Consider the following 21,048-nt stretch of genomic DNA (forward strand, 5'->3'; position numbering starts at 1 on the left):
ATTACACCGAATTTACATTCAATACTACTATAAACACGTCGTATTATAATTCAAAAGACTTATAGATCAAAATCGTATATCCTTCTCTGGATCCCTTTAGATTGATTGTATCCGGAGAAAATAAGCTAAAAATGAATATTTCAGAAAATCAAATTCGAAGTTTGAACGAATCCTTTGATATAGTCAATCTGGATAGAATTAAATTTGCAGAATTATTTTTTATCTATCTCAAAGAGAATCATCCAAAATACGAAAACATATTTTCCAGAATTCAACTGGAAGACGTTAAACATTTTATGAATTCCGCTCGAAATATTTCCCTCTCTAGTGTTCAATACTCACAATTAGAAAAGGCAATCCAAAATTTCGGTGTGGAATGTCTTAAAATCTGTAATCAGGTGGAAGAAATTCCTATTCTTGAAAAAGCCTGGTTATTTGCGTTGGAAGAATGGCTCGGTCCTTGGTATTCTCACGAAGTGGAAAAAAGTTGGCAAGAAGTATTCAAAATGATCCATACTTTTTCTGAAAGTACGCTACAAATAAGCTTTTAGTATATTCAAATATTATAAAGTATCAAATCCAACATCGTATTACCGTATTTCAAAACCGCAGTTTTTTAATCTCTATAAAATCCAAAAAAGACTACGGTTTTATTGATCTCAATGAAATCGAGTATGGCGAATTTTTATCTCAAAATCCTATCTCAGAATTAAAACATTGGGTATTCTCTTATATAGTTCTGAGTAATAGTATATTCTATGAAAATTACTTCATCTGATTAAAATGTAATTTCTATAAAATGATTATAACTGATTTTCTTTTCAGGTTTTGAGACAGGTTCAATTTGCCGGATGATTTCTGATAAAGGTGTTTCAGTAGTAAGGTAAAAGGAAAACATTAAATTTTAACAATATAAAAATCTTTTTTATGAAAATTGAGATCTATATATTTGATCAGATAAAATCGATAATTTTAGAGAAAACCGCCGGGTAATCTTCACTCGGCGGCATAGAAACTTACTTAAGATTAATTGTATATTTAGTAGTATAAGATTCTTTTACTTTTTCTTCTCCAATGGTTCCAGTAACTTCCACTGTTTCTTCAACCGACAAAGTAGCCTTATCAACATCGTTCATGTTTGATGCCGCATACTTCCCGTTACTAACTTTAAAAGTAAGATCTACTTTAGGGTAAACAGAACCGTTGACTGAATAAGAATCCGAATACATTTTTTGAGTACTATTCATGGTATACGCAAATGAACCGGTATTCTGATCGAAATTATTCATGTCCATAATAGCTTCTACTCTACCGTCTCTTGAAATTTCTCCGTTAAATGTAGTAGCCTCAGAACTTCCTCCCTTTTCCGCCGAAGGAACATTTTCTTTACAATTTTGAAAGGTAAGTTTTGAACCGGTATATTCCAAAATCATTGCTCCATTGACACCTTGTCCCTGGGTCATATTTCCTAATGACATTTTCATACTTCCACCTAAAGAACAATTCTTGGTCTGATCCGGAACTACTGAAAAAGGAGATGCTTTTCCATTGGAATAGGCTCCTTGTTGTCCAGGATTGTTATTTCCATTCAACATACTTAAAGCCGCATATACTCCGGAAGCATTGGGTTTTTGAGACTGAACCGCCGCTAACAAAAGTAAATTGGTAGTTGAATCATCATCCTTTTTGCTGTCGCAGTTTGCAAAGAACAAAGTTAGAAGCAGTGCAACTGCTATTTTTTTTTGAAACATAATTGAATCCTCCAAAGTTGATTCAATTAAGCCAACGAACCTAGAATTTTTTTGTGCCACGAAAAAATTTAAATAATAGGATTTAAATTCTAAGAACCAATGCGTATATTTTGTGGATTCAATCGTCTTTACAATCTGTGATTCCCGGATTCTGTCTCTTTTGCCCGTTTTACGACTTTTAAAACAACTGTTTCTTCTAAAAATAAATACACTTTCAAAAAGATTCAGTCTGAATTTTGAACTTTCCTTCAAAACTATGAGATTTTCGCAATTTTACTTCATCTTTAAACAAAGTATCAAAAATCGATCTTACTTTTTTATACATACAAATTTTAAAGTAAATTCGCCCACTCATTCACAACCCTAAACTTTATTCATAAAACAATTTACTCTTGCGCTTATAGTTTTATATTTTATAATATTAAAATATTTTTATAAAATTGATTTTAATAGATTCCATAATTCAGCTTGATAGAATTGCTTCAATCAACCGTTTTTTGAAACAAATGTAGAATTAATTTTTCAAAGTATGTAATAAAGTTTTTTAACATAATATGTTATCTCCTTACGTTCTCATTCCGATTAAAGTTCATTAGAGTTGTTGAAAAATTAATTCTTGATCTGTTTGTATTGGATTGAATGGACAATTGAAGCAGTTTTGTTAATCGCCACTATGGAATTTTTCAACAACTCTAATATGAGTTTGGAATAAGAAATCTTTATGTAAAAAATAAAATGGGAAACTATTACAAATCCGAACTTTGCAAATGAATTCTTAAATGTAGGAACTCATACTTTTAGAAAATTCTTTCTCATTTTCTCCACGAAATCGCATTCGTTAAATAGACCATTCTTTAAAAATCGAATCAATCCTATTCAAAATGAACGATTCCTTTTCAGAAGAAAAACGAGCTTGTTTCAAATCCAGAACCAGACCCTTTAATTCGTCTTGGATTTGAGGATCTAATTTTCTAAAATCAGGAACCCAAAGAGAATTTAAATCTCCTGGCTCGGCTTTCCAAAGACCTCTTGCATATTCTCTTCTTCTAGTTTCCAAATCCTTTTTAGAAACCGACGAAATAAGATACGCGTAAAGAGGATCCACCCATTCTTCCATATTGGCAACTGGGTTAAAACCGTGAAAACAAGTCAGATGAACTACGTTGCTGAAATTTCTGACAATTCTAATTTCAGTTCTATGAAAACTGGAAGCAAGAATAGGACAAGGGGATTTAGATTCCTGAGTATACCAATTTTTTCTTCTCGAAGGTAAAAATCTCTGATGAACTCCTCTTGTAATTCCAAATTGTAAGTGATTTCGCAAGGCAAGAGAATCCTTCAGATCGAATTCAAGTTTTACGTCTAACAGCCATACTTTGGCGCCTTTTTGACTCAATTCTTCCCAATCAGAGTGTAAGAATATTCTGTTTCTTGCATATTGAGATTTTGGAATACAAGTCTTAAAATGTTTTTCGGGAATTCCTGAAGTTTCTACCATTTCTTTTGTAAATAGAAAAAAGTCGTTGTCCCCAGTTGCAATCCCTCGAGTAAATTTTCCGAACTCAGTCAACGGAACAAAATGGCCCAATCTTTCTTTTTCGAAATCGATCTTTTTATCGCTCTGATACGTTTTCTTTTCAAGTCGATGAAAAATGGGACTCCACTTTGCCTCTGGATCTGGAAAAGAAATCCAGTCCGTTTGGATAGATTCTACGGAACAAAGAGGAAGTTTAGATTCTTCGGAAAAAAATCCCGGTTTTAGTCTCGTCCAATAAAATCCTGACTTTTTTTCTTTTTCGGAATTTTCAAATAATAGAATACAAGAACTCGTAATTGCTTCGTCAAAAAGAATGTCTTGAGGAGAAAATAAAAACAAAGAATGTAACAATCCGGATTCTTGCAAAACGGATTTGATAAAAACTCCATAACCTGAATTGAAAAAATCCTGAGGTACAAGAAAAGCGGCTCGGCCTCCAACATGAATTAGATTCAAACATTTTAATAAAAAGAAGACGTAAAGATTTGCGGTTCCAGGAAGTTTTCTATCCGACTTTCCTTCAAATTGTTGAATCAATTCTTTGGAATAATTTTTATCGTTAATTTTTCTATAGGGAGGATTACATAGAATAACGTCGAATTTTTGATTCTCTTCCTGTAATAAAAAATCTCGATCGTAAAAACTAAGTATACTAGAATCGGAAATTCTATTTTCCAATACGGCACGACTTGAACTTAAACATTGTATATCTAAATCAAAACCGACCCATTCAGCATTGAGATTTGGAAGTCTATTCAGCACACTTTCGAAAAAAACTCCGTTCCCGATCGCCGGGTCCAGGATACGTTTTAAACCTTCTGAAGAAGTAATTCGTTCTGCACCCAAAACCCAATCCACTAGGAAATGTGCGACTCTTTCAGGTGTAAAAAACTGTCCTAGAAATTTATTTTTTCGATTTACCTCTTGAGACATCTATACCGTGTATTTCCAATCATTCATTCGTAACTTCGAACAAAATCATATTTTTATGCTTCTATATCCGAAAGCCTATAACAGTCAAAGACAAAAGTTTCAGAACCTAACAACCAGTAAATTATTTAACTAAACTTAGCGTTGTTATACGACTTACCAGTATACTACCTATTGAACATTTCTAAATTAGAAATCTTTTTAAACAGACATGAGAATAATGATGTATACATCTATCTTATTGAAAAATTTTTATAAACAAACCTAGAATTAAAATCCAATTCAGTTGTGGTTCTTTAGATTTCTAAAAATGTTGATTCGTTAAGATTTAAAAAGTGAAGTTATTTTTGAAACAAATATCTTTCTTTCATTATTTTAAAATTTACGTTTTATTTTTTTATTCTTAAATATTTATCATCGATAGAATTTTTATTCATCGTTTTTTGATCACCTTGACTAAATTTTTCCAGTAAGAGAACGAGAATTGAATTTTCTTTTACATTTTACCGATCTCTATAAAATTAAGTACCATTCATCCTATCACAAAATCCTATTTGAGTGAGAAATGTTGAATGCCCTATTTATAGTTCTGAGTAGATTTTTTTTATTAACTACTCCAACGTATGAAAATAGTACCAAAAGTTAACGATCAATTTTACCAAAGATATGGATTTTTTCAAAAAATTATATTTAATCCTGATTTATTAGCTTTTTGAAGTAGATCTCCACATTTTAAGCTTTGAAACAAATTCAGTATAAATACGTTCGAGTGGTAAGAACGTTTAAAATTTTAGATCAAAAAAACATCATACTTTAGGTTTAGTTGAGAATAAAAATACAATTTAGACGTTTATCCAAAAACAATGGGATTGTAAATAAAACTCTACAATTCTTAATTAACATGAGTTCGGCGTAGTAAAATCTGGACAAATCCGACTTGCCACAGACTGCCGGACTGGGCTCTTTAGCTCTGATCAATAAATTGTATACAGAAAACATTATATAACCTATCGTCTTTAGTTTCAATATAGAAGCAAGACGCTGCGTTCCTCGCATCGATCCATTTCGCATGATTCAAGTTAATTAAAACATTTCTTAAGTATCAATCAATTGCCTCCTTAAAACGAATTTTTAGACAAATGCACTGTTTAAATTTCCGGAAACGATTCTATCTTATAACTTTTTGTGAGAGACCCACGTTCTAATTTTTGAAATAAACTCGTAGTATTAGCTGAGTAGCAAAGGCCCACCTTCAATATATCTTTTTTAGAAAGTATTCGATAATTGAATCAATTTTAATATTCTTATATAATACTATAAACCATCTCAATAATATCTTAGATTTCGGCATTTTAAGGAAAGATAAAATATTTTTGAAATAGCTTTACTCATAACTATATAATAAAGTACCTAATATTTTGCATGGAATCAGTGTTTTGTGATAAGATGCATGGTACTCAATTTTATAGAGATCAGTAATATAATTTTTTAATTTCTATAAAACTTCAGTTCAATCCTTAGAATTGTTGAAAATTTTATTTTCTTTCGTTTTTTCATGAAAACCAATAGATAACATAAAGTTCGGCGTTAGAAATCCGTTTTATATTAGGTTAATTTTTTCGTAAAAAAATAGATGTGGGAACTCTCACAAATCGTGGATTTACAGTTAAACTTTGAAAATTGTGGGAACTACATGTCTATGTTTTACAGTTAGATTTTGAAAATGTAGGAACTCATACAATTTTCGATCACGAAAAATGGATATTTAAAGGCTCGTAATGTGACTTAATCTGTGGGAACTCTCACAAATCGTGGATTTAGCAGTAGTTCCTACATCATTTTACAGACAACTTAAGTTTTGTAATAGTTTCATACGACAGATTCAATTGTTATCAGTTTTTATAAATTGTGAGAGTTCCCACATTTAAAGAATCTACTGTAAAGTTCAGATTTTAACTTTTTTCAGAATTGTGGGTTCCTAATCCTGCTCACGTTAGATAAAAAACTTTTTGTTCCTCAATACTTATATAATAGAACACGGCGAATCTTTATCGCAAAATTAGTTCGAGTACAAAATATTAGTATTTTTTTATATAGAGTAGATATGATTTTTTTTAAATTCTAACCCTACAAAACGTGCTACTAACTCTATAAAATTGAATACCGTAAATTTTTAATACAAAACACTATTCTAAAACAAAATACTGAGTGTTTATTATATAACTTAGAATAGTCCGTATAAAAACCGTTACATTGTATGATTTATAACTCTTTAGCATTCTAATTTTTATAGTAGTTCCCACATTTTTGTGAAACTAAAACGTTTCACTTCTTGAACTAAAGTAAAACGCTTCCTGAATACCATCCGCATTTGCTGAGTTTCCTAAGGCGCTCGAGTAACGAAAGCGTCTCACTTCTACGGGCGCTCGACAGGCTTTGTAATAAGACCTAAGTTATTCAATTTTAAAAGAATCAGTAATATATATAAATCTTTAACTTCCCTATTAAAGATAGGGTTCCTATTCTAGTTATCACAAATTTAATTATTTAGTAATTTATAAATTTTTAAATAATGATTCGCGCAAACTCTAAGCCTAAAAAAACATATCCGTTCAAAATAAAAAAATTTATTGTAGAAGATCCACGGTAACGGATTCCGGATTTTGATTTTGATATAATTTCATCAATAGACGGACTAATTCTTTCTTTTCGCTTTCCGTAAAACCCCTATATAAATTTCCCAGAAGAGATCTGGAAATTCCAAGTAAAACGGGACGAACAGAATCCGCTTTAGGAGTAAGTTCCAAATGAATGATCCTTTGGTCTTCCGAATCTTTTGTTCTAACTACAAGCCCTAATACTTCCAATTTATCTACAAGAGCGGTTAACGTTGATTTGTCCCGATTGATCATCTTTGCAATATCCTGCATCTGTGCCTTATTCTTTTTTACGAGCGCAAACAGAATATCCGCGTGAGAAGTCGTTAACGGACTTAAATTTTTTTCCTTTAACTCCTGATTAAGATGTTTGTGAAATTCGTCTCGGATTCTCGAGATCAAATAAATGACCATTCTAGGACTCATATTTTACCTAATTTTAAATTTATTTTTCAATCAGGCAAATTGATACAGATAGATAACCTCTCCTACCGCAGCCGCTTTTGTGGAACCTTCGGTTTCAAAAGTCATTTTCAGAGTCATTCTAGCCGTACCTCTTAGGTCCTTTAGCTCGATCAACTCCGCTTTCAGTCTCAATTTGCTTCCTACTTTTACGGGCTCTAAAAACCTAAGCTTTTCCATTCCGTAATTAATCCCCATCTTAATATTCTTTAATTCTAATATTTGAGATAAGAGATAAGGCGCCATAGATAAGGTAAGATAACCGTGAGCGATCGTTCCTCCAAAAGGAGATTCCTTAGCCGCTCTATCCGGGTCCGTATGAATCCACTGATGATCCAGGGTCGCGTCCGCAAATTTGTTCACTTGTTCCTGAGTCACAGTGTGATAATCGGAAACTCCGATCTCCTTTCCGGTATACGCTTCCAATTCTGCAAAACTGGACAATACTACCTTAGCCATGTTTTTTCTCCTTTACTCCGTTTTGTTTTTTAATTTTTCCGTAAGATGTTCAAAAATTTCAGATTCTAAAATGGACAAATCGATATTGTCCTGAAGCCCTAATGCCTTTCCGGAATAGATCGCCTTCCATACGACTTCTCCGCTATCCACTTCAATCGCTTTTACGGTGACTTCCAAAACCGAATTTCCGGATGCGGTTCCATAGTCCGTAATATCAGTAAAAACCGCCACATCACCATCGAGTTGTTTGGCGATCTGAATCCCTTTTTCTTCGTGAAACGAATTTCCGGATTCGACTTCGGAACGATATAATTTCTCCAACTTATATTTTTCTTGGATCTTACCGCCGTATCCAAGAATGGTCAGTTCTAACTTTTCATAACTTCTAGATTCAAAAAATTTCTTTTGTTCTGCATTTTGACTTTTTAACAACCAAGCAGATCGGATTCGAACCGGAAAAACTACATGACGAACTTTTTTCTCGGGAGTAAAACCTTTCCGAACAAATACATTTCCCAAAATAGAATATTGGGGAGAACATTGAACGAGTATAAAAAAGAATATAGATAGAACGTAAAAAAGACTTTGGGACGTGAACCCGGAAAAGTAAAGTGGGATACGAGAGGAATACAATTCGTTTTCTCTTTTCAAATTCAATACTACCAGTTGTTAGATCAATCATTTGTCTATCCGTTTTTTATCAAACGAATTGATAGAGATTGGCGCTCCGACTCTAAATTCTAATTTAGGATATTTTAGTTTTAACTTGGTTTCATTTTTGCCGAGAAAGTTTTTAAAATCGTTTTGAAAAAAATTCTCTTCTTTATTTTTGAAATATTACGGGATAAAAATCGATCCTTTTCAGTTGAGTTTGATTTTTTAAAAAATAGAACGATCCTAAAACCGAAATCAGTTCCCTTTGAATTTCAGGTTGACAGGCTATCTACAAACGAGAGTCTAATCGGTGCTATGAATCTGGTTCTAATAATAGCATGTGGTAAACAAAATGCCGGCCTATTCGATTCAATGAATAACGCTCCCGAACATCTTGGCCCTCTATTGATTCAATTTTTACTCGGAGTAGGTTTCTCCGCTCTGATTCTTACCCTTGCCATACTCATAGGTCCTAAGAAAAAATCTAAACCTCAGGACACTTTTGAATGTGGAGTACAGTACTACGGAGACGCAAGGGGACTTTTTAACATCAAGTTTTACTTAGTTGCGGTTCTTTTTATACTGTTCGACATCGAAGCGGTTTTTCTATTTCCCTACGCGGTCAATCTAATCGGATTCAAAAACGCCGGTCTTGGTTTTTTTCTATTCTTCGAGATGTTTGTGTTTGTTCTAACCTTAGTAGTAGGTTTATACTATATCTGGAAGAAAGGAGCGCTGGAATGGGACTAAGTGATTTGAGTAAAACGCCTGGCCAGGCACTGGGAGATATGGTTCAACTTGGAAACGTGGAATCCGTAATCCAATGGGGAAGAAGTTATTCTCTTTGGCCTTATCCTTTTGCCACCGCCTGTTGTGGTATCGAGTACATGAGCACCGCCTGTTCCGATTATGACATAGCGCGTTTTGGTGCGGAACGTCCTTCGTTTTCACCTCGTCAGGCGGATATGATTCTCGTTTTGGGAACCATCACCTACAAGATGGCTCCGGTTTTAAGACAGATCTATGACCAAATGGCGGAACCTAAATTTGTAATCAGTGTAGGTGCCTGCGCTTCCTCAGGAGGAATGTTTCATACTTACGGTGTGTTACAAGGAGTGGATCGGATTCTACCCGTGGACGTATATGTTCCAGGATGTCCTCCCAGACCCGAAGCCATTTTAGACGCACTTTTAAAATTGCAGACTAAATTAAAAACCCAGGGCTTGGAAGCAAGACGTCAAGAAGTAATGCAAAAGATCCAGGAACTCAACGAAAGAAATAAGCCCCTGGTTGTGCGATGAAAGAAAAAGTAGAAAGTTTCCTCAAAGAAAAATTCCCTCATTTTTTAGATTCTCAGGAAGAAGTAGTATCCAACGTTCCCGTTTTTTTTCTCAAGGCGGAAGGGATTGTTCCGGTAATCTCAGCGCTCAAAAACGATCCAACACTTCATTATAATTTTCTAAATGATTTAACCGCGGTGGACTGGCTCGGTAAAAAAGAGCCTCGTTTCGAAGTCAATTATCTGCTTCGTTCCGCAAATCAATCCTCAAGTAAAATCCGGATTAAAGTTCGCTTGGAAGACGGAGAATCGATTCCGAGTATTACCTCCGTATTTAAAGGAGCAGACTGGCCGGAAAGAGAAGTATATGATCTTTTCGGAATCTCTTTTATCGGTCATCCCAATTTGGACAGAATTTTAATGCCCGATAATTTTCAAGGACATCCATTGCGGAAAGACTTTCCTTTGGAAGGTTTTGGTCAAGATTATCTGATCGAAGATCTTTTACATATTCACGTAAACGAAGACATCACAAAAGAAGGAGGGAAGAAATGATATGATGTACGAAAAAACAGCAGAACACTTCGAACAAAAATATAAAAATCTTCCCGAAGGCCATCTACTCGTAAACTTGGGACCGTCTCATCCAGCCACACACGGAATTCTACAAAACGTGATCCAAATCGACGGAGAAAGAATCGTAGAAGCGGAATCCGTAATCGGATATGTACATCGTTGTTTTGAAAAATTAGGAGAACGTTATACTTACAATCAATTTTTAGTTTGTACCGACCGGATGAATTATGTTTCCACTCCACTCAATAACATAGGCTGGATTTTGGCCGTGGAAAAAATGATGCAGGTGGAAGTTCCGGATCGTGTAACGTATGTTAGAATGATCATCTCCGAACTTTCCAGGATCATAGATCATATCATCTGCACTGGAATTTTAGGTGTGGATTTAGGTGCATTTTCAGGGATGTTACATCTGTTTCATCATAGAGAAAACATCTATCAGATCATCGAAAAACTAACAGGCGCTAGACTCACCACTACGTTTTGTAGAATTGGAGGTCTTGAAAAAGATATTTATCCGGACTTTGTAAAAGAAGTCAAACTGGTCTGTAAAGGACTCAAACCGGCCATTGAAGAATTCAACAACCTTCTCTTAAAAAATAAAATTTTTCTAGGACGCACCGAAGGGATCGGTGGAATTTCCGCTGAAAACGCGATCGCTTATGGATACACTGGCCCCAATCTACGCGCTGCGGGAGTAGACTGGGACGTTCGTAAAGACGAACCTTATCTATTTTACGACAGAGTAGATTTTGACGTTCCGATCGGAGAAGACGGAAGCGTTCTACATAGAAGTTTAGTAAGAATGGAAGAAATGCGTCAATCAATCCGGATCATCGAACAGCTCGTAGACGGAATTCCGAGCGGATCTTGGCACGCGGATCTGCCTCACGCATATTTGCCCGAAAAGAATAAAGTTTATAACAACATGGAAGAATTGATCTATCATTTTAAGATCATCATGCACGGAGTTAAGGTTCCTCCGGGAGAATATTATATGGCCACAGAAGCCGCCAACGGAGAACTAGGATTTTACATCGTATCCGAAGGTGAAAAATCACCTTGGAGAGTACACGTTAGACGCCCTTGTTTTTGGTATTATCAATCCTTTGCAGAACTAGTGCGAGGCGGACTTCTTGCGGATTCGGTCGCGACCATGAGTTCTTTGAACGTAATCGCGGGGGAATTAGATTGCTGATGAGTTACAAGTTCAGCGAAACTTCCGAAAAAAGATTTCAAAAAATGCTGGAAGCGTTTCCGGATAAACGTTCTCTTATACTACCTTGTCTCTACATTCTACAAAGAGAAAACGGATTTGTAGATCAAGAAGGAATGAACTACATTGCAGAACGTTTAGGAGATCCGATTTCTCTGGCGCAAGTCTACGGAGTTGCCACGTTTTATACACTCTACAATAAAAAACCCGTCGGTAAATATCATATCCAAATTTGTGGAACTTCTAGTTGTTATCTGCGTGGAAGTGATGAGATCGAAGAACATATTTGTAAACGTCTCGGGATTCATACCGGACAAACCACGTCGGATCAAAAATTCACCTTAGAAGAAGTAGAATGTTTAGGTGCTTGTGGATATGCTCCTATGGTGCAAATCAACGATGATTTTTACGAACATCTGACCCCCGAAAAAGTAGATCAGATTTTAGACGATCTGAACTGACAAAAGGAAATCCTTATGGCAGAAATGAAACTTCTTACGAAATACATTGACAACCCTCAGTCCACCAAACTGGAGTTTTACGAATCCGTACACGGATACGATGGAATGAAAAAAGCGCTTCAAATGAAACCGGACGACATCATCGCAGAAGTCAAAAAATCCGGACTCAGAGGAAGGGGCGGGGCCGGTTTTCCGACCGGTCTCAAGTGGTCCTTTATCCCCAAAGACATTCCAAAACCAAAATATATCATCTGCAACGCGGACGAAGGAGAACCCGGAACATTCAAAGATCGTAAACTGATCGAGAACCTTCCACACCAGATCATAGAAGGAATGATCATAGGGGCACGAGCGATCGGTTCCAACAAAGGATTTTTTTATATCCGAGGAGAATTCCAAAAAGGCGCGAAAGCCATGCAGGCAGCAATCGACGAGGCCTATGAAAAAGGATATTTAGGAAAAAATATATTAGGAAGCGGATTTGATTTTGATCTAATTCTTTACGAAGGAGCGGGCGCTTATATCTGCGGAGAAGAAACCGCACTGATCAATTCACTCGAAGGAAGAAGAGGTCATCCTAGATTAAAACCCCCCTTCCCCGCCGTGTCGGGACTTTATCGTTCTCCAACCGTAGTCAACAACGTAGAGACTTTTTCAGCGATTCCTCATATTTTAGACAAGGGCGCGGATTGGTATTCTAAAATAGGAACTGAAAAATCTCCAGGAACGAGACTATTCAGCGTGTCAGGTCACGTAAAAAAACCGGGCGTTTACGAAATCGAATTAGGAACTCCTTTATTAGAATTAGTGAATGATCTTTGTGGTGGAATCATAGACGATAAACCCCTCAAAGCAATCATACCAGGAGGATCCTCCGTTCCGATTCTCACTGCAGAAGAATGTAAAACCGCAAATATGGATTTTGAATCTATGGCCGCTCATAAAACCATGCTCGGTTCCGGAGCGGTGATCGTTCTTGCAGAAGGAACTGACATTGTAGAAACCACGTATCGATTCGCCCGTTTTTATGCACACGAATCCTGCGGTCAGTGTACACCTTGTAGAGAAGGAACTCATTGGGTCCGAGACCTTTTGTATAAAATCAGAGAAGGAGAAGGAACGGTTCAAGACATAGATCTGATTTTTTCTTTATCTAGAAACATGGAAGGTGGAACCACGATCTGTCCACTTTCAGACGCATGTGTAGGAGCGGTTCGTCCCGCATTACAAAAGTTCCGTTCTGAGTTTGATGCAAAATTGAAAGAAAAACCGATTGTACCCGATCATCCTCGAAGAAGAAAAGAAGATAGGATCACGACGGAAGGAGAAAAGGCAACTCCATGAATTGGAATGAAATTCTATTTTGGCTTTTAAAAAGTGTGCTTTTCTTTTTTATACTGATCACCGCCTGCGCGTATTACACTCTTGCAGAAAGAAAGGTGGCAGGTTTTATCCAGGATCGAAAAGGTCCAAACCGCGCCGGTTTTTGGGGATTGTTACAACCTCTTGCAGATGGAATTAAATTTTTGACTAAAGAGGAAGTTTTTCCCGTTCAAGTAAACAAGATAATGTATCTGATCGCCCCTGCGATTTCTATGACCTGCGCGATCATGGCTTGGTCCGTGGTTCCTTTAGGAGGACAAATTCCACTTCCTCACTGGATCGAAAAACAAACAGGACTTACATTTTTAGATCTACAAATCGCGAATCCGGATACAGGAATTTTATTTTTATTTGCGATTTCCTCTTTAGCAGTTTATGGAATTATCATAGCAGGTTGGGCGAGTAATAACAAATATTCGTTGTTAGGTGCAGTCCGTTCAACGGCACAGATGATCAGCTATGAACTTCCTCTCGGAATGAGCGTGGTTTCGATCGTAATTCTTACCGGTTCCTTAAAGTTAACGGACATCAGCGCGTCTCAAGTAGGACTCTGGAACATTTTCAAACTTCCGGGACTAATCGCATTTTGTTTGTTCGTAGTTGCCATGTTTGCAGAAACCAACCGATTACCTTTCGATTTAGCCGAAGCGGAATCGGAACTTGTAGTCGGATTTCATACAGAATACGGAGCCTTTAAGTTCGCGTTATTTTTTATCGCGGAATATATGAATATGATCACAATGAGCTGCGTGGTGACGCTTCTATTTTTCGGAGGGTATCAGGTTCCGTTCGGGATTTTAGAAGGGAACGTATTACAACCGTTATTCGGACTTGCCTTCTTTTTAAGTAAGGTTCTGTTTTTTACCTTCTTATTTTTATGGGTAAGGTGGACTCTCCCTCGTTTCCGTTACGATCAACTGATGTCCTTGGGATGGAAAAAGCTAATTCCTTGGGCAATTTTAAACATAATGATCGCGAGCATCTATATACAATTTTAAGAATATAATCAATATGCCATTTACAGACCAACCTCAACTGCTTTTGTTTTTTCTATTCGCCTCGGTGATGATACTCAGTTCGTTGGGAGTAATCTTTCATCCGAATCCAATTACTGCCGCGGTGCTTCTAGTGCTCAGTTTTTTTTCACTGGCAGCGATCTACGCGGTGATGAACGCGATCTTTATAGCCACAATGCAGCTACTGGTTTACGCCGGAGCGATTATGGTATTAGTCGTGTTCGTATTGATGTTACTGTCGCTTCGGGACGATGCACCTCGGTTTTTTATTTTCGAAAAACCAATTAAAAAACTATTATATTTAGGATTAGTAATGTTTTTAGGCGTACTTTTGATCACTGCGGTTCAAGACGGAATTCCTTCCGAAACCACGGTTCCGATCGGATACTCTCAAAATAAAGACGGAAAGTTTGTAGATTATTCGTTTCAGATTTCTAAAAACATAAAACAAACGAACTCAAAATCAACTTTTGAAGCTCCGGAAACTACTTCCAAAAATCAGAACCATGTGCACGAGAAAGATACGGACCAAATCACTCTCACTTCCGGAAATACCGCAGTTGTTGGAAGCGCCATGTTTTTACGATACCTTCTTCCTTTTGAACTCATCTCTGTGCTGCTCCTTGCGGCAGTGCTCGGCGCGGTAGTACTCGGAAAAAAGAATTTAGGAAAAGAAACACCATGAACCTTTGGATTTCCGGCATACCAGTTCATTACTATCTCATACTAGCGATGATTTTATTTACGATCGGAGTTGCGGGAGTAATGGTAAGAAGAAGTGCCGTTTTGATTTTTATGTCGGTAGAATTGATCTTAAATTCGGTGAATCTAGTATTCGTAACATTTTCAAAAGCGCTCCATCAAATCGACGGAGAAGTAGTCGTATTTTTCGTGATGGCGATTGCAGCGGCCGAAGCGGCGATTGGGTTGGCAATCGTAATCGCAATCCACAGGATAAAGAAGACTAGTTACGTAGACGAAATGAATCTGATGAAATGGTAGAAGAATGGAAATGTCTATACTCATACCCACGTTAGTTGCACTTCCTTTGATTGGATTTATGATTTCCGGTCTTTTCGGCAAATGGCTGAAAGGATTTACCGGAATTATTTCGACCGGAGTCGTATTTCTATCCTTTGGTTTGGCTTTGGTTGCTTTGGATCAATTCAATCCGTTTTCGACGGGAAGAATTCCAGAAATCATCACCTTATTTCCTTGGATCACTACGGGAGGTCTAAACGTATCTCTTGCCTATCAAGTAGATCAACTCTCCCTTTATATGGTTCTGATCATAACTGGGATCGGATCTCTCATCCATTTATACAGCATTGGATACATGAAAGACGATCCTGGGTTTGCTCGTTATTTCGCGTATTTGAATCTGTTCATTTTTGCGATGCTGAATCTGGTACTTGCAGAAAACTTAATTCTTCTTTTTCTCGGATGGGAAGGAGTGGGGCTTTGCTCATATCTCTTGATTGGTTACGATTATCATAAAGAATCCGCGGCGAACGCCGGAATGAAGGCGTTTATCGTAAACCGAATCGGAGATTTGGGAATGTTACTCGGAATTGCGCTCGTATTTTGGTACACAGGTTCTGTATCTTTTACTGTAATCGGAGAAGCGATTCTGGAAATACCATCTTTTCGTTATATACTACCGTTAGCCGCGGCTTGTTTTTTTATCGGAGCAATCGGAAAATCTGCACAACTTCCACTACACGTATGGCTTCCGGACGCGATGGCTGGACCCACTCCTGTATCTGCACTCATTCACGCGGCGACAATGGTAACCGCGGGAATCTTTTTGATCGCAAGATTAAATCCTATTTTTTTATCCGCCCCACAAGTCGGATATTGGATCGTAGTTATAGGATCGATCACTGCCTTTTTTGCGGCGACGATTGGGCTTTTTCAGAACGACATTAAAAAAGTCCTGGCCTATTCTACCGTTTCACAACTCGGATATATGTTTGTGGCAATGGGAGCCGGAGCGTATGTCGCGGGGCTTTTTCATTTGATGACCCACGCTTTTTTTAAGGCTCTTCTATTTTTGGGGTCTGGATCTGTGATCCACGCGTTACATCACGAACAAGATCTACGCAACATGGGCGGACTCAAAAATCAGATGAGAATTACATGGATCACTTTTTTGATTGGGTCGCTCGCAATTTCAGGAATACCACCATTCAGTGGATTCTTCTCCAAAGATTTAATATTAGAAAAAGCTTATGCTTATGGAACCTTGTTTTACGGACTCGGAATTATAACCGCACTTTTAACGGCGTTTTATATGTTTCGAATGACGTATTTAGCATTTTACGGAGATTCCCGCCTAACCTCAGATAAAACGTCGCATCTGCATGAATCACCTCTTGTGATGACAATTCCCCTTATAATTTTATCTATTGGAGCGACGGTCACCGGATTTTTGGAAGTTCCTCATCTTTTTTACGGAGGAGTAAGATTACTTACAAGTTACTTCGGTCCGGTTTTTATTCGAGGAATCGAAATTTCGGAAAGGATCGTAAAACAACCGTTAGACGCTCACGAAGTCGGAACAACAACCACTGTCGAGCTGAGTTTGATCGCAGTATCCGTAGCAATTGCAATTTCCGGAATATTTATCGCAAGAATGATCTTTTTGAACGGAAAAAAAATTCCGGACTCGGAAGAATCCCATACTGGAATCAAAAAAATTCTTACTAAAAAATACTACGTGGATGAATTTTATCGTAACTTTATCGTAGAACCGATTCTACTACTCGGAAAATTTTTAGCAGATCACGTGGAAAGAAATTTCTTAGATCTGATGTTGCGCGGAACCGGAAGAGTAGCGGTCGCAATTTCTTTAGTCCTCAGAAGGGCTCAAACCGGAATCGTAGTAGACTATGCTATTTTGATCGTATTTGGAACGGTAGTCATTCTTTCCTTTTTTCTATTGAGGGGGTTGTAACTTGGATTTCCCACCGTATATATTGAGCATTTTTTTATTTTTACCGTTCCTTGGGGTTCCACTTTTATTTTTATCCAACAAAGTAAATTGGTTAAGATTCATAGCAGGATCATTTACACTACTTCCGTTTTTAATCATCGTAGGATTATATTTTAAATACGATCCTACGAACTCTTCGCTTCAATTTGTAGATCGAATATGGGGAATTGTGATCTCAGGAAATCTGAAAATCGATTACCATATCGGATTAGACGGATTTAGTCTTTTACTTTGTGGAATGTCTTCTTTATTATTTTTTCTTTCCACACTGGCGACTTGGACTAGCATCACAAATCGAATTCGCGAATTTTATGTTTATCTAATGATTGTAGAGATGAGCGTACACGGAGTATTTTTATCCGGCAACTTGGTATTGTTTTACATCTTCTGGGAAGCGATGGTGTCTCCCATGGTTCTGATGGTGGGAATCTGGGGAGAGGATCAAAGGGTCAAAGCGGCAATCAAATATCTGATCTTTTCTTTTACCGGATCTGTATTGATGCTTGCAGGAATTCTAATATTATATTTTAAAACAGGAACGATCGTAATCGAAGAACTATCCACCGGGTTACTACCGGAAATACCGAAGAACATACGATTGTTTATGTTTTTTGCATTCGTACTTGCGTTTGCGATCAAGGTTCCATTGTTTCCTTTACATACTTGGATGCCGGACGTACATTCACAAGCTCCGACCGTGGGTTCGGTGGACCTTTCTGGAATATTATTAAAAATCGGATTGTATGGATTTATACGACTAGCAATCCCGCTTTTTCCGGAAGAGATGCTCGAATACCGAGAATTTTTAGGAGCACTATGCATCGCGGGAATCATCTACGGAGCGGTAATCGCGATGGCCCAAGAAAATTCTAAACGAGTCGTAGCATTTTCTTCTCTTTCTCACATGAGTTTTTGTATGTTAGGAATTTTAAGTTTCACCGAAGAAGGGATGGCGGGTGGAATGTTACAGATGCTTAACCACGGATTTACGGCAGGAATGTTATTCTTTATGCTTGGAATGTTACACGAAAGAATCGGAAACAACAATATCTCAAAAGCAGGCGGATTGTCTAAACTACTACCTGTATTTTCTGTATTTTTTGCGATCGCAATTTTTTCTTCGCTCGGAGTACCAGGAACGAATAGTTTTATAGGAGAATTTTTAATTATACTCGGAAGTATCAAGTCCAACGTCGTATACGGAGCGTTAGCCGCAACCGGAGTAGTGTTCGCGGCGGGTTATCTTTTGTTATTTGCAAAAAGGATGATTTTTGGAGAACCGACAAAAAATCTAATCGAACACAACGATCTCAATTTAAAAGAATGGGTAATTTTAGTACCAACCGTAATTATGATATTTTGGATCGGAATTTATCCAAAACCATTTTTAAAAGTATTAGAACCCTCCGTAAAAGTAGCATTAAACTCTGCGTCTGCAAAAGTCATAGAAGATCGAACCAAAGAAACGTTTAAGAACGCAGGCTTAAACGATCCGTATCATAAGGAAGTAGATCATCTAAGAAAATTCACTTCTTATAAATCCTTGGGAGTGGAGCCGTCTAGTTATGCGGAACGTCTACAAAAATACCCGAGCAGATATTCCTTACCGGAACCAATTCGAAAAAATTCCGATGAGGAGACACAAAAATGAATCTTGCACAAGTCGCTAATGAAAGTATGATCCCGAATGTGCCAGACTTACTTTCCATTTTACCCGCACTCGTCTTGGCGGCGGGTGGAATATCTTTGATCTGTTTATCCGTATTGTTTAAAACGAAAGAATATATAATTGTAAGATACGTTTCGGGACTGATTTTATTTTTGGCGTTAGTGGCCGTATTTTATAGTTCGTTTCGATTTCCGGGAAACGGATTTCACTTTGGCGGGCAGATTGAAAATTCAGTACTATCTTTTTGGTTGAATTTGATCTATATCTCTATGGCAATCGGAACCGCCGCGGTAGCTCCGAGAATATTAAAAAATCATAAAATAGAATTCCCTGAATTTTATCCATTACTTCTATTTGCAGCTTGCGGAATGACTCTAATGACTACGGGACAAGATTTTATACTAGTATTCGTAGCTTTGGAACTAATGAGTATATGTTTATATATATTGATAGGAATGGCAAGAAGTGATCTGTTTTCTCTAGAAGCCACATTGAAATATTTTCTATTGGGGAGTTTCTCTTCTGGATTTATGTTGATGGGAATCGCTTTTTTATTTGGGGGAAGCGGCTCTACAAATATCACTGAAGCTTTGAAACCATTGATCATAGCAGGTTATCAAGGAAACTTTACTAAGATAGGGTTAGTGTTGTTTATAACAGGAGTCGCGTTTAAGATAGCGCTATTCCCATATCACGCCTGGACACCAGACGCGTATGAAGGAGCTTTAACGCCTGTTACAGGTTATATGTCCACTGCAGCAAAAGCGGCATCGATCGGACTACTTTTAGTGTTATATACAAAATTACCCCTTCCACTTGAAAATAGTACTTGGGCATGGTTACCTGGAATTCTTGCGTTATGTTCTATGATCTACGGAAATTTACTCGCACTAAAACAAGAAAATTTAAAACGAATGCTCGCGTATTCTTCGATCGCACACGCTGGTTATGTAGTAGCCGGAATTTCAGCAGGGATCAAAGAAGAAGTAATATTCTATTTGATCGTATATTCATTTATGAGCTTAGGAGCGTTTGCAATCCTCGCCTATTTGGAGGAAGGAACCAGACAAGTGACCTTCTTTTCCGTTCAATCCTTATCCGGAGTAAAACCTTTAACTGCAATAGCGATTAACATTTTCTTCATGTCTTTAGCGGGAGTTCCACCCTTTGGAGGATTTTGGGCAAAGTTATTCTTATTTCAAAAACTCGCAGAATCGGAAACACTCATGAATCGGATATTACTCATAGGTGGGGTAACCAATTCAGCATTAGCACTTTATTATTATCTAAGAATCGGGATCGCAACCTTTATGAGTAGTGACGAAGGGGAAATATCTCGAAATCACGCAGCTCCTTATAGCATAGGAGTAACTTCGGTCGTAGTCTTGTGCCTTTTAATGATTTCGGTAGGATGGTTTTTGCTAGTTCCAGGCAACTTACTAGTGTTAGGCGATTTTAAATTATCGAGTTCCGTTTTTCATTGAACTCAAAACAGATCATAAATTAACGTGAGTTCGACGTAAGAAAATTAGGGCGAATCCGGCTTGCCTGTAGCAAAGTAGAATCGGGCTCTGGTCAATAAATTGCATAAAAGAAACGTAATACAATATTTCGACTTAGGTTTCAATTTCAAACGCGATCTGTCGAGCGCCAATAGAAGCGAGACGCTTTAGTTTGAGAGAGCCATAACCAACCTCACAAGTATTTGGATCTCAATAGAGTTGTTGAAAAATTCCATAGTGGCGATTAACAAAACTGCTTCAATTGCCGATTTGCATAAAATAGAAACAGATGGAGAATTAATTTTTCAACAACTCTAATATAAATCTGTCGGAATTACAACAAATCCTCTGTAAAACTGAGTTCCCACCCCACAACGCGATCCATAGAGAGCGTTGTGTTGAGTTTCAAACGCGATCCATAGAGAGCCATAACCTTACCCACAAGTATTTAGATTTCAATATTAAATCTGTGGGAATTACGACAAATCCTCTGTAAAACTG

General features: G+C 37.3%; 18 protein-coding genes. 13 read left to right on the forward strand and 5 right to left on the reverse strand.

Annotation, left to right across the window (positions count from 1 at the left end):
- Nucleotides 1-131 precede the first annotated feature (131 nt).
- Complete coding sequence (locus LEP1GSC049_RS223940; protein WP_025175941.1) at nucleotides 132-551, forward strand: globin; 420 nt, start codon at nucleotides 132-134, stop codon at nucleotides 549-551.
- A 465-nt stretch (nucleotides 552-1,016) separates the two neighbouring features.
- Here LEP1GSC049_RS223940 and srpC read toward each other — a convergent pair whose 3' ends face one another.
- From srpC to LEP1GSC049_RS223915, 5 genes are all read right to left on the reverse strand, one after another.
- Entirely contained in the window at nucleotides 1,017-1,811 is a 795-nt protein-coding gene (srpC, locus tag LEP1GSC049_RS223935; RefSeq protein ID WP_025175940.1) for a sigma factor SigX-regulated lipoprotein SrpC, read from the reverse strand.
- 778 nt (nucleotides 1,812-2,589) lie between these two features.
- Nucleotides 2,590-4,221 carry an HsdM family class I SAM-dependent methyltransferase gene (locus LEP1GSC049_RS223930; protein ID WP_004754905.1) on the reverse strand — a complete coding sequence of 544 codons (1,632 nt, stop codon included), beginning with the start codon at nucleotides 4,219-4,221 and terminating at the stop codon, nucleotides 2,590-2,592.
- A 2,624-nt stretch (nucleotides 4,222-6,845) separates the two neighbouring features.
- On the reverse strand, nucleotides 6,846-7,301 hold the full coding sequence (locus LEP1GSC049_RS223925; protein ID WP_004755335.1) for a MarR family winged helix-turn-helix transcriptional regulator: 456 nt from the start codon (nucleotides 7,299-7,301) through the stop codon (nucleotides 6,846-6,848).
- Nucleotides 7,302-7,331: 30 nt separating this feature from the next.
- Nucleotides 7,332-7,796, reverse strand: a complete 465-nt coding sequence (locus LEP1GSC049_RS223920; protein WP_004754640.1) for a MaoC family dehydratase — start codon at nucleotides 7,794-7,796, stop codon at nucleotides 7,332-7,334.
- Between the two features lie 12 nt (nucleotides 7,797-7,808).
- Nucleotides 7,809-8,453 carry a hypothetical protein gene (locus tag LEP1GSC049_RS223915; RefSeq protein WP_004761020.1) on the reverse strand — a complete coding sequence of 215 codons (645 nt, stop codon included), beginning with the start codon at nucleotides 8,451-8,453 and terminating at the stop codon, nucleotides 7,809-7,811.
- A 369-nt stretch (nucleotides 8,454-8,822) separates the two neighbouring features.
- Between LEP1GSC049_RS223915 and LEP1GSC049_RS0204495 the strand changes: the two genes are divergently transcribed.
- The 12 genes from LEP1GSC049_RS0204495 to LEP1GSC049_RS223860 are packed head-to-tail and all read left to right on the forward strand — an operon-like array spanning nucleotide 8,823 to nucleotide 20,529.
- Entirely contained in the window at nucleotides 8,823-9,200 is a 378-nt protein-coding gene (locus LEP1GSC049_RS0204495) for an NADH-quinone oxidoreductase subunit A (RefSeq protein WP_001057833.1), read from the forward strand.
- Nucleotides 9,191-9,751, forward strand: coding sequence for an NADH-quinone oxidoreductase subunit B (locus LEP1GSC049_RS223910; protein WP_000524416.1), 561 nt, complete (start codon nucleotides 9,191-9,193; stop codon nucleotides 9,749-9,751). The genes LEP1GSC049_RS0204495 and LEP1GSC049_RS223910 overlap by 10 nt, the downstream gene beginning before the upstream one ends.
- Nucleotides 9,748-10,284, forward strand: a complete 537-nt coding sequence (locus LEP1GSC049_RS223905) for an NADH-quinone oxidoreductase subunit C (RefSeq protein WP_004759193.1) — start codon at nucleotides 9,748-9,750, stop codon at nucleotides 10,282-10,284. The genes LEP1GSC049_RS223910 and LEP1GSC049_RS223905 overlap by 4 nt, the downstream gene beginning before the upstream one ends.
- Nucleotide 10,285: 1 nt before the next feature.
- The gene (locus LEP1GSC049_RS223900) at nucleotides 10,286-11,503 is read left to right on the forward strand and encodes an NADH-quinone oxidoreductase subunit D (protein WP_004759203.1); all 1,218 of its coding nucleotides are present in this window, start codon (nucleotides 10,286-10,288) and stop codon (nucleotides 11,501-11,503) included.
- Nucleotides 11,503-11,982: an NADH-quinone oxidoreductase subunit NuoE gene (gene nuoE / locus LEP1GSC049_RS223895; RefSeq protein ID WP_004755126.1), complete on the forward strand. Its 480-nt coding sequence runs from the start codon at nucleotides 11,503-11,505 to the stop codon at nucleotides 11,980-11,982. The genes LEP1GSC049_RS223900 and nuoE overlap by 1 nt, the downstream gene beginning before the upstream one ends.
- A gap of 15 nt (nucleotides 11,983-11,997) precedes the next feature.
- Nucleotides 11,998-13,326, forward strand: coding sequence for an NADH-quinone oxidoreductase subunit NuoF (nuoF, locus tag LEP1GSC049_RS223890; protein ID WP_004754836.1), 1,329 nt, complete (start codon nucleotides 11,998-12,000; stop codon nucleotides 13,324-13,326).
- Nucleotides 13,323-14,363, forward strand: coding sequence for an NADH-quinone oxidoreductase subunit NuoH (nuoH, locus tag LEP1GSC049_RS223885; protein WP_016560341.1), 1,041 nt, complete (start codon nucleotides 13,323-13,325; stop codon nucleotides 14,361-14,363). Before nuoF ends, nuoH begins: the two co-directional genes overlap by 4 nt.
- Before the next feature lie 13 nt (nucleotides 14,364-14,376).
- Complete coding sequence (locus tag LEP1GSC049_RS223880; protein WP_004754543.1) at nucleotides 14,377-15,066, forward strand: NADH-quinone oxidoreductase subunit J family protein; 690 nt, start codon at nucleotides 14,377-14,379, stop codon at nucleotides 15,064-15,066.
- Complete coding sequence (nuoK, locus tag LEP1GSC049_RS223875; protein ID WP_004755427.1) at nucleotides 15,063-15,383, forward strand: NADH-quinone oxidoreductase subunit NuoK; 321 nt, start codon at nucleotides 15,063-15,065, stop codon at nucleotides 15,381-15,383. The genes LEP1GSC049_RS223880 and nuoK overlap by 4 nt, the downstream gene beginning before the upstream one ends.
- A gap of 4 nt (nucleotides 15,384-15,387) precedes the next feature.
- On the forward strand, nucleotides 15,388-17,337 hold the full coding sequence (gene nuoL / locus LEP1GSC049_RS223870) for an NADH-quinone oxidoreductase subunit L (RefSeq protein WP_016748166.1): 1,950 nt from the start codon (nucleotides 15,388-15,390) through the stop codon (nucleotides 17,335-17,337).
- Nucleotide 17,338: 1 nt separating this feature from the next.
- Complete coding sequence (locus tag LEP1GSC049_RS223865; protein WP_025184059.1) at nucleotides 17,339-19,027, forward strand: NADH-quinone oxidoreductase subunit M; 1,689 nt, start codon at nucleotides 17,339-17,341, stop codon at nucleotides 19,025-19,027.
- The gene (locus LEP1GSC049_RS223860) at nucleotides 19,024-20,529 is read left to right on the forward strand and encodes an NADH-quinone oxidoreductase subunit N (RefSeq protein ID WP_016560345.1); all 1,506 of its coding nucleotides are present in this window, start codon (nucleotides 19,024-19,026) and stop codon (nucleotides 20,527-20,529) included. Before LEP1GSC049_RS223865 ends, LEP1GSC049_RS223860 begins: the two co-directional genes overlap by 4 nt.
- The last annotated feature ends 519 nt before the right edge of the window (nucleotides 20,530-21,048 follow it).

This window comes from Leptospira kirschneri serovar Cynopteri str. 3522 CT (assembly GCF_000243695.2).
GTDB classification, from domain to species: domain Bacteria; phylum Spirochaetota; class Leptospiria; order Leptospirales; family Leptospiraceae; genus Leptospira; species Leptospira kirschneri.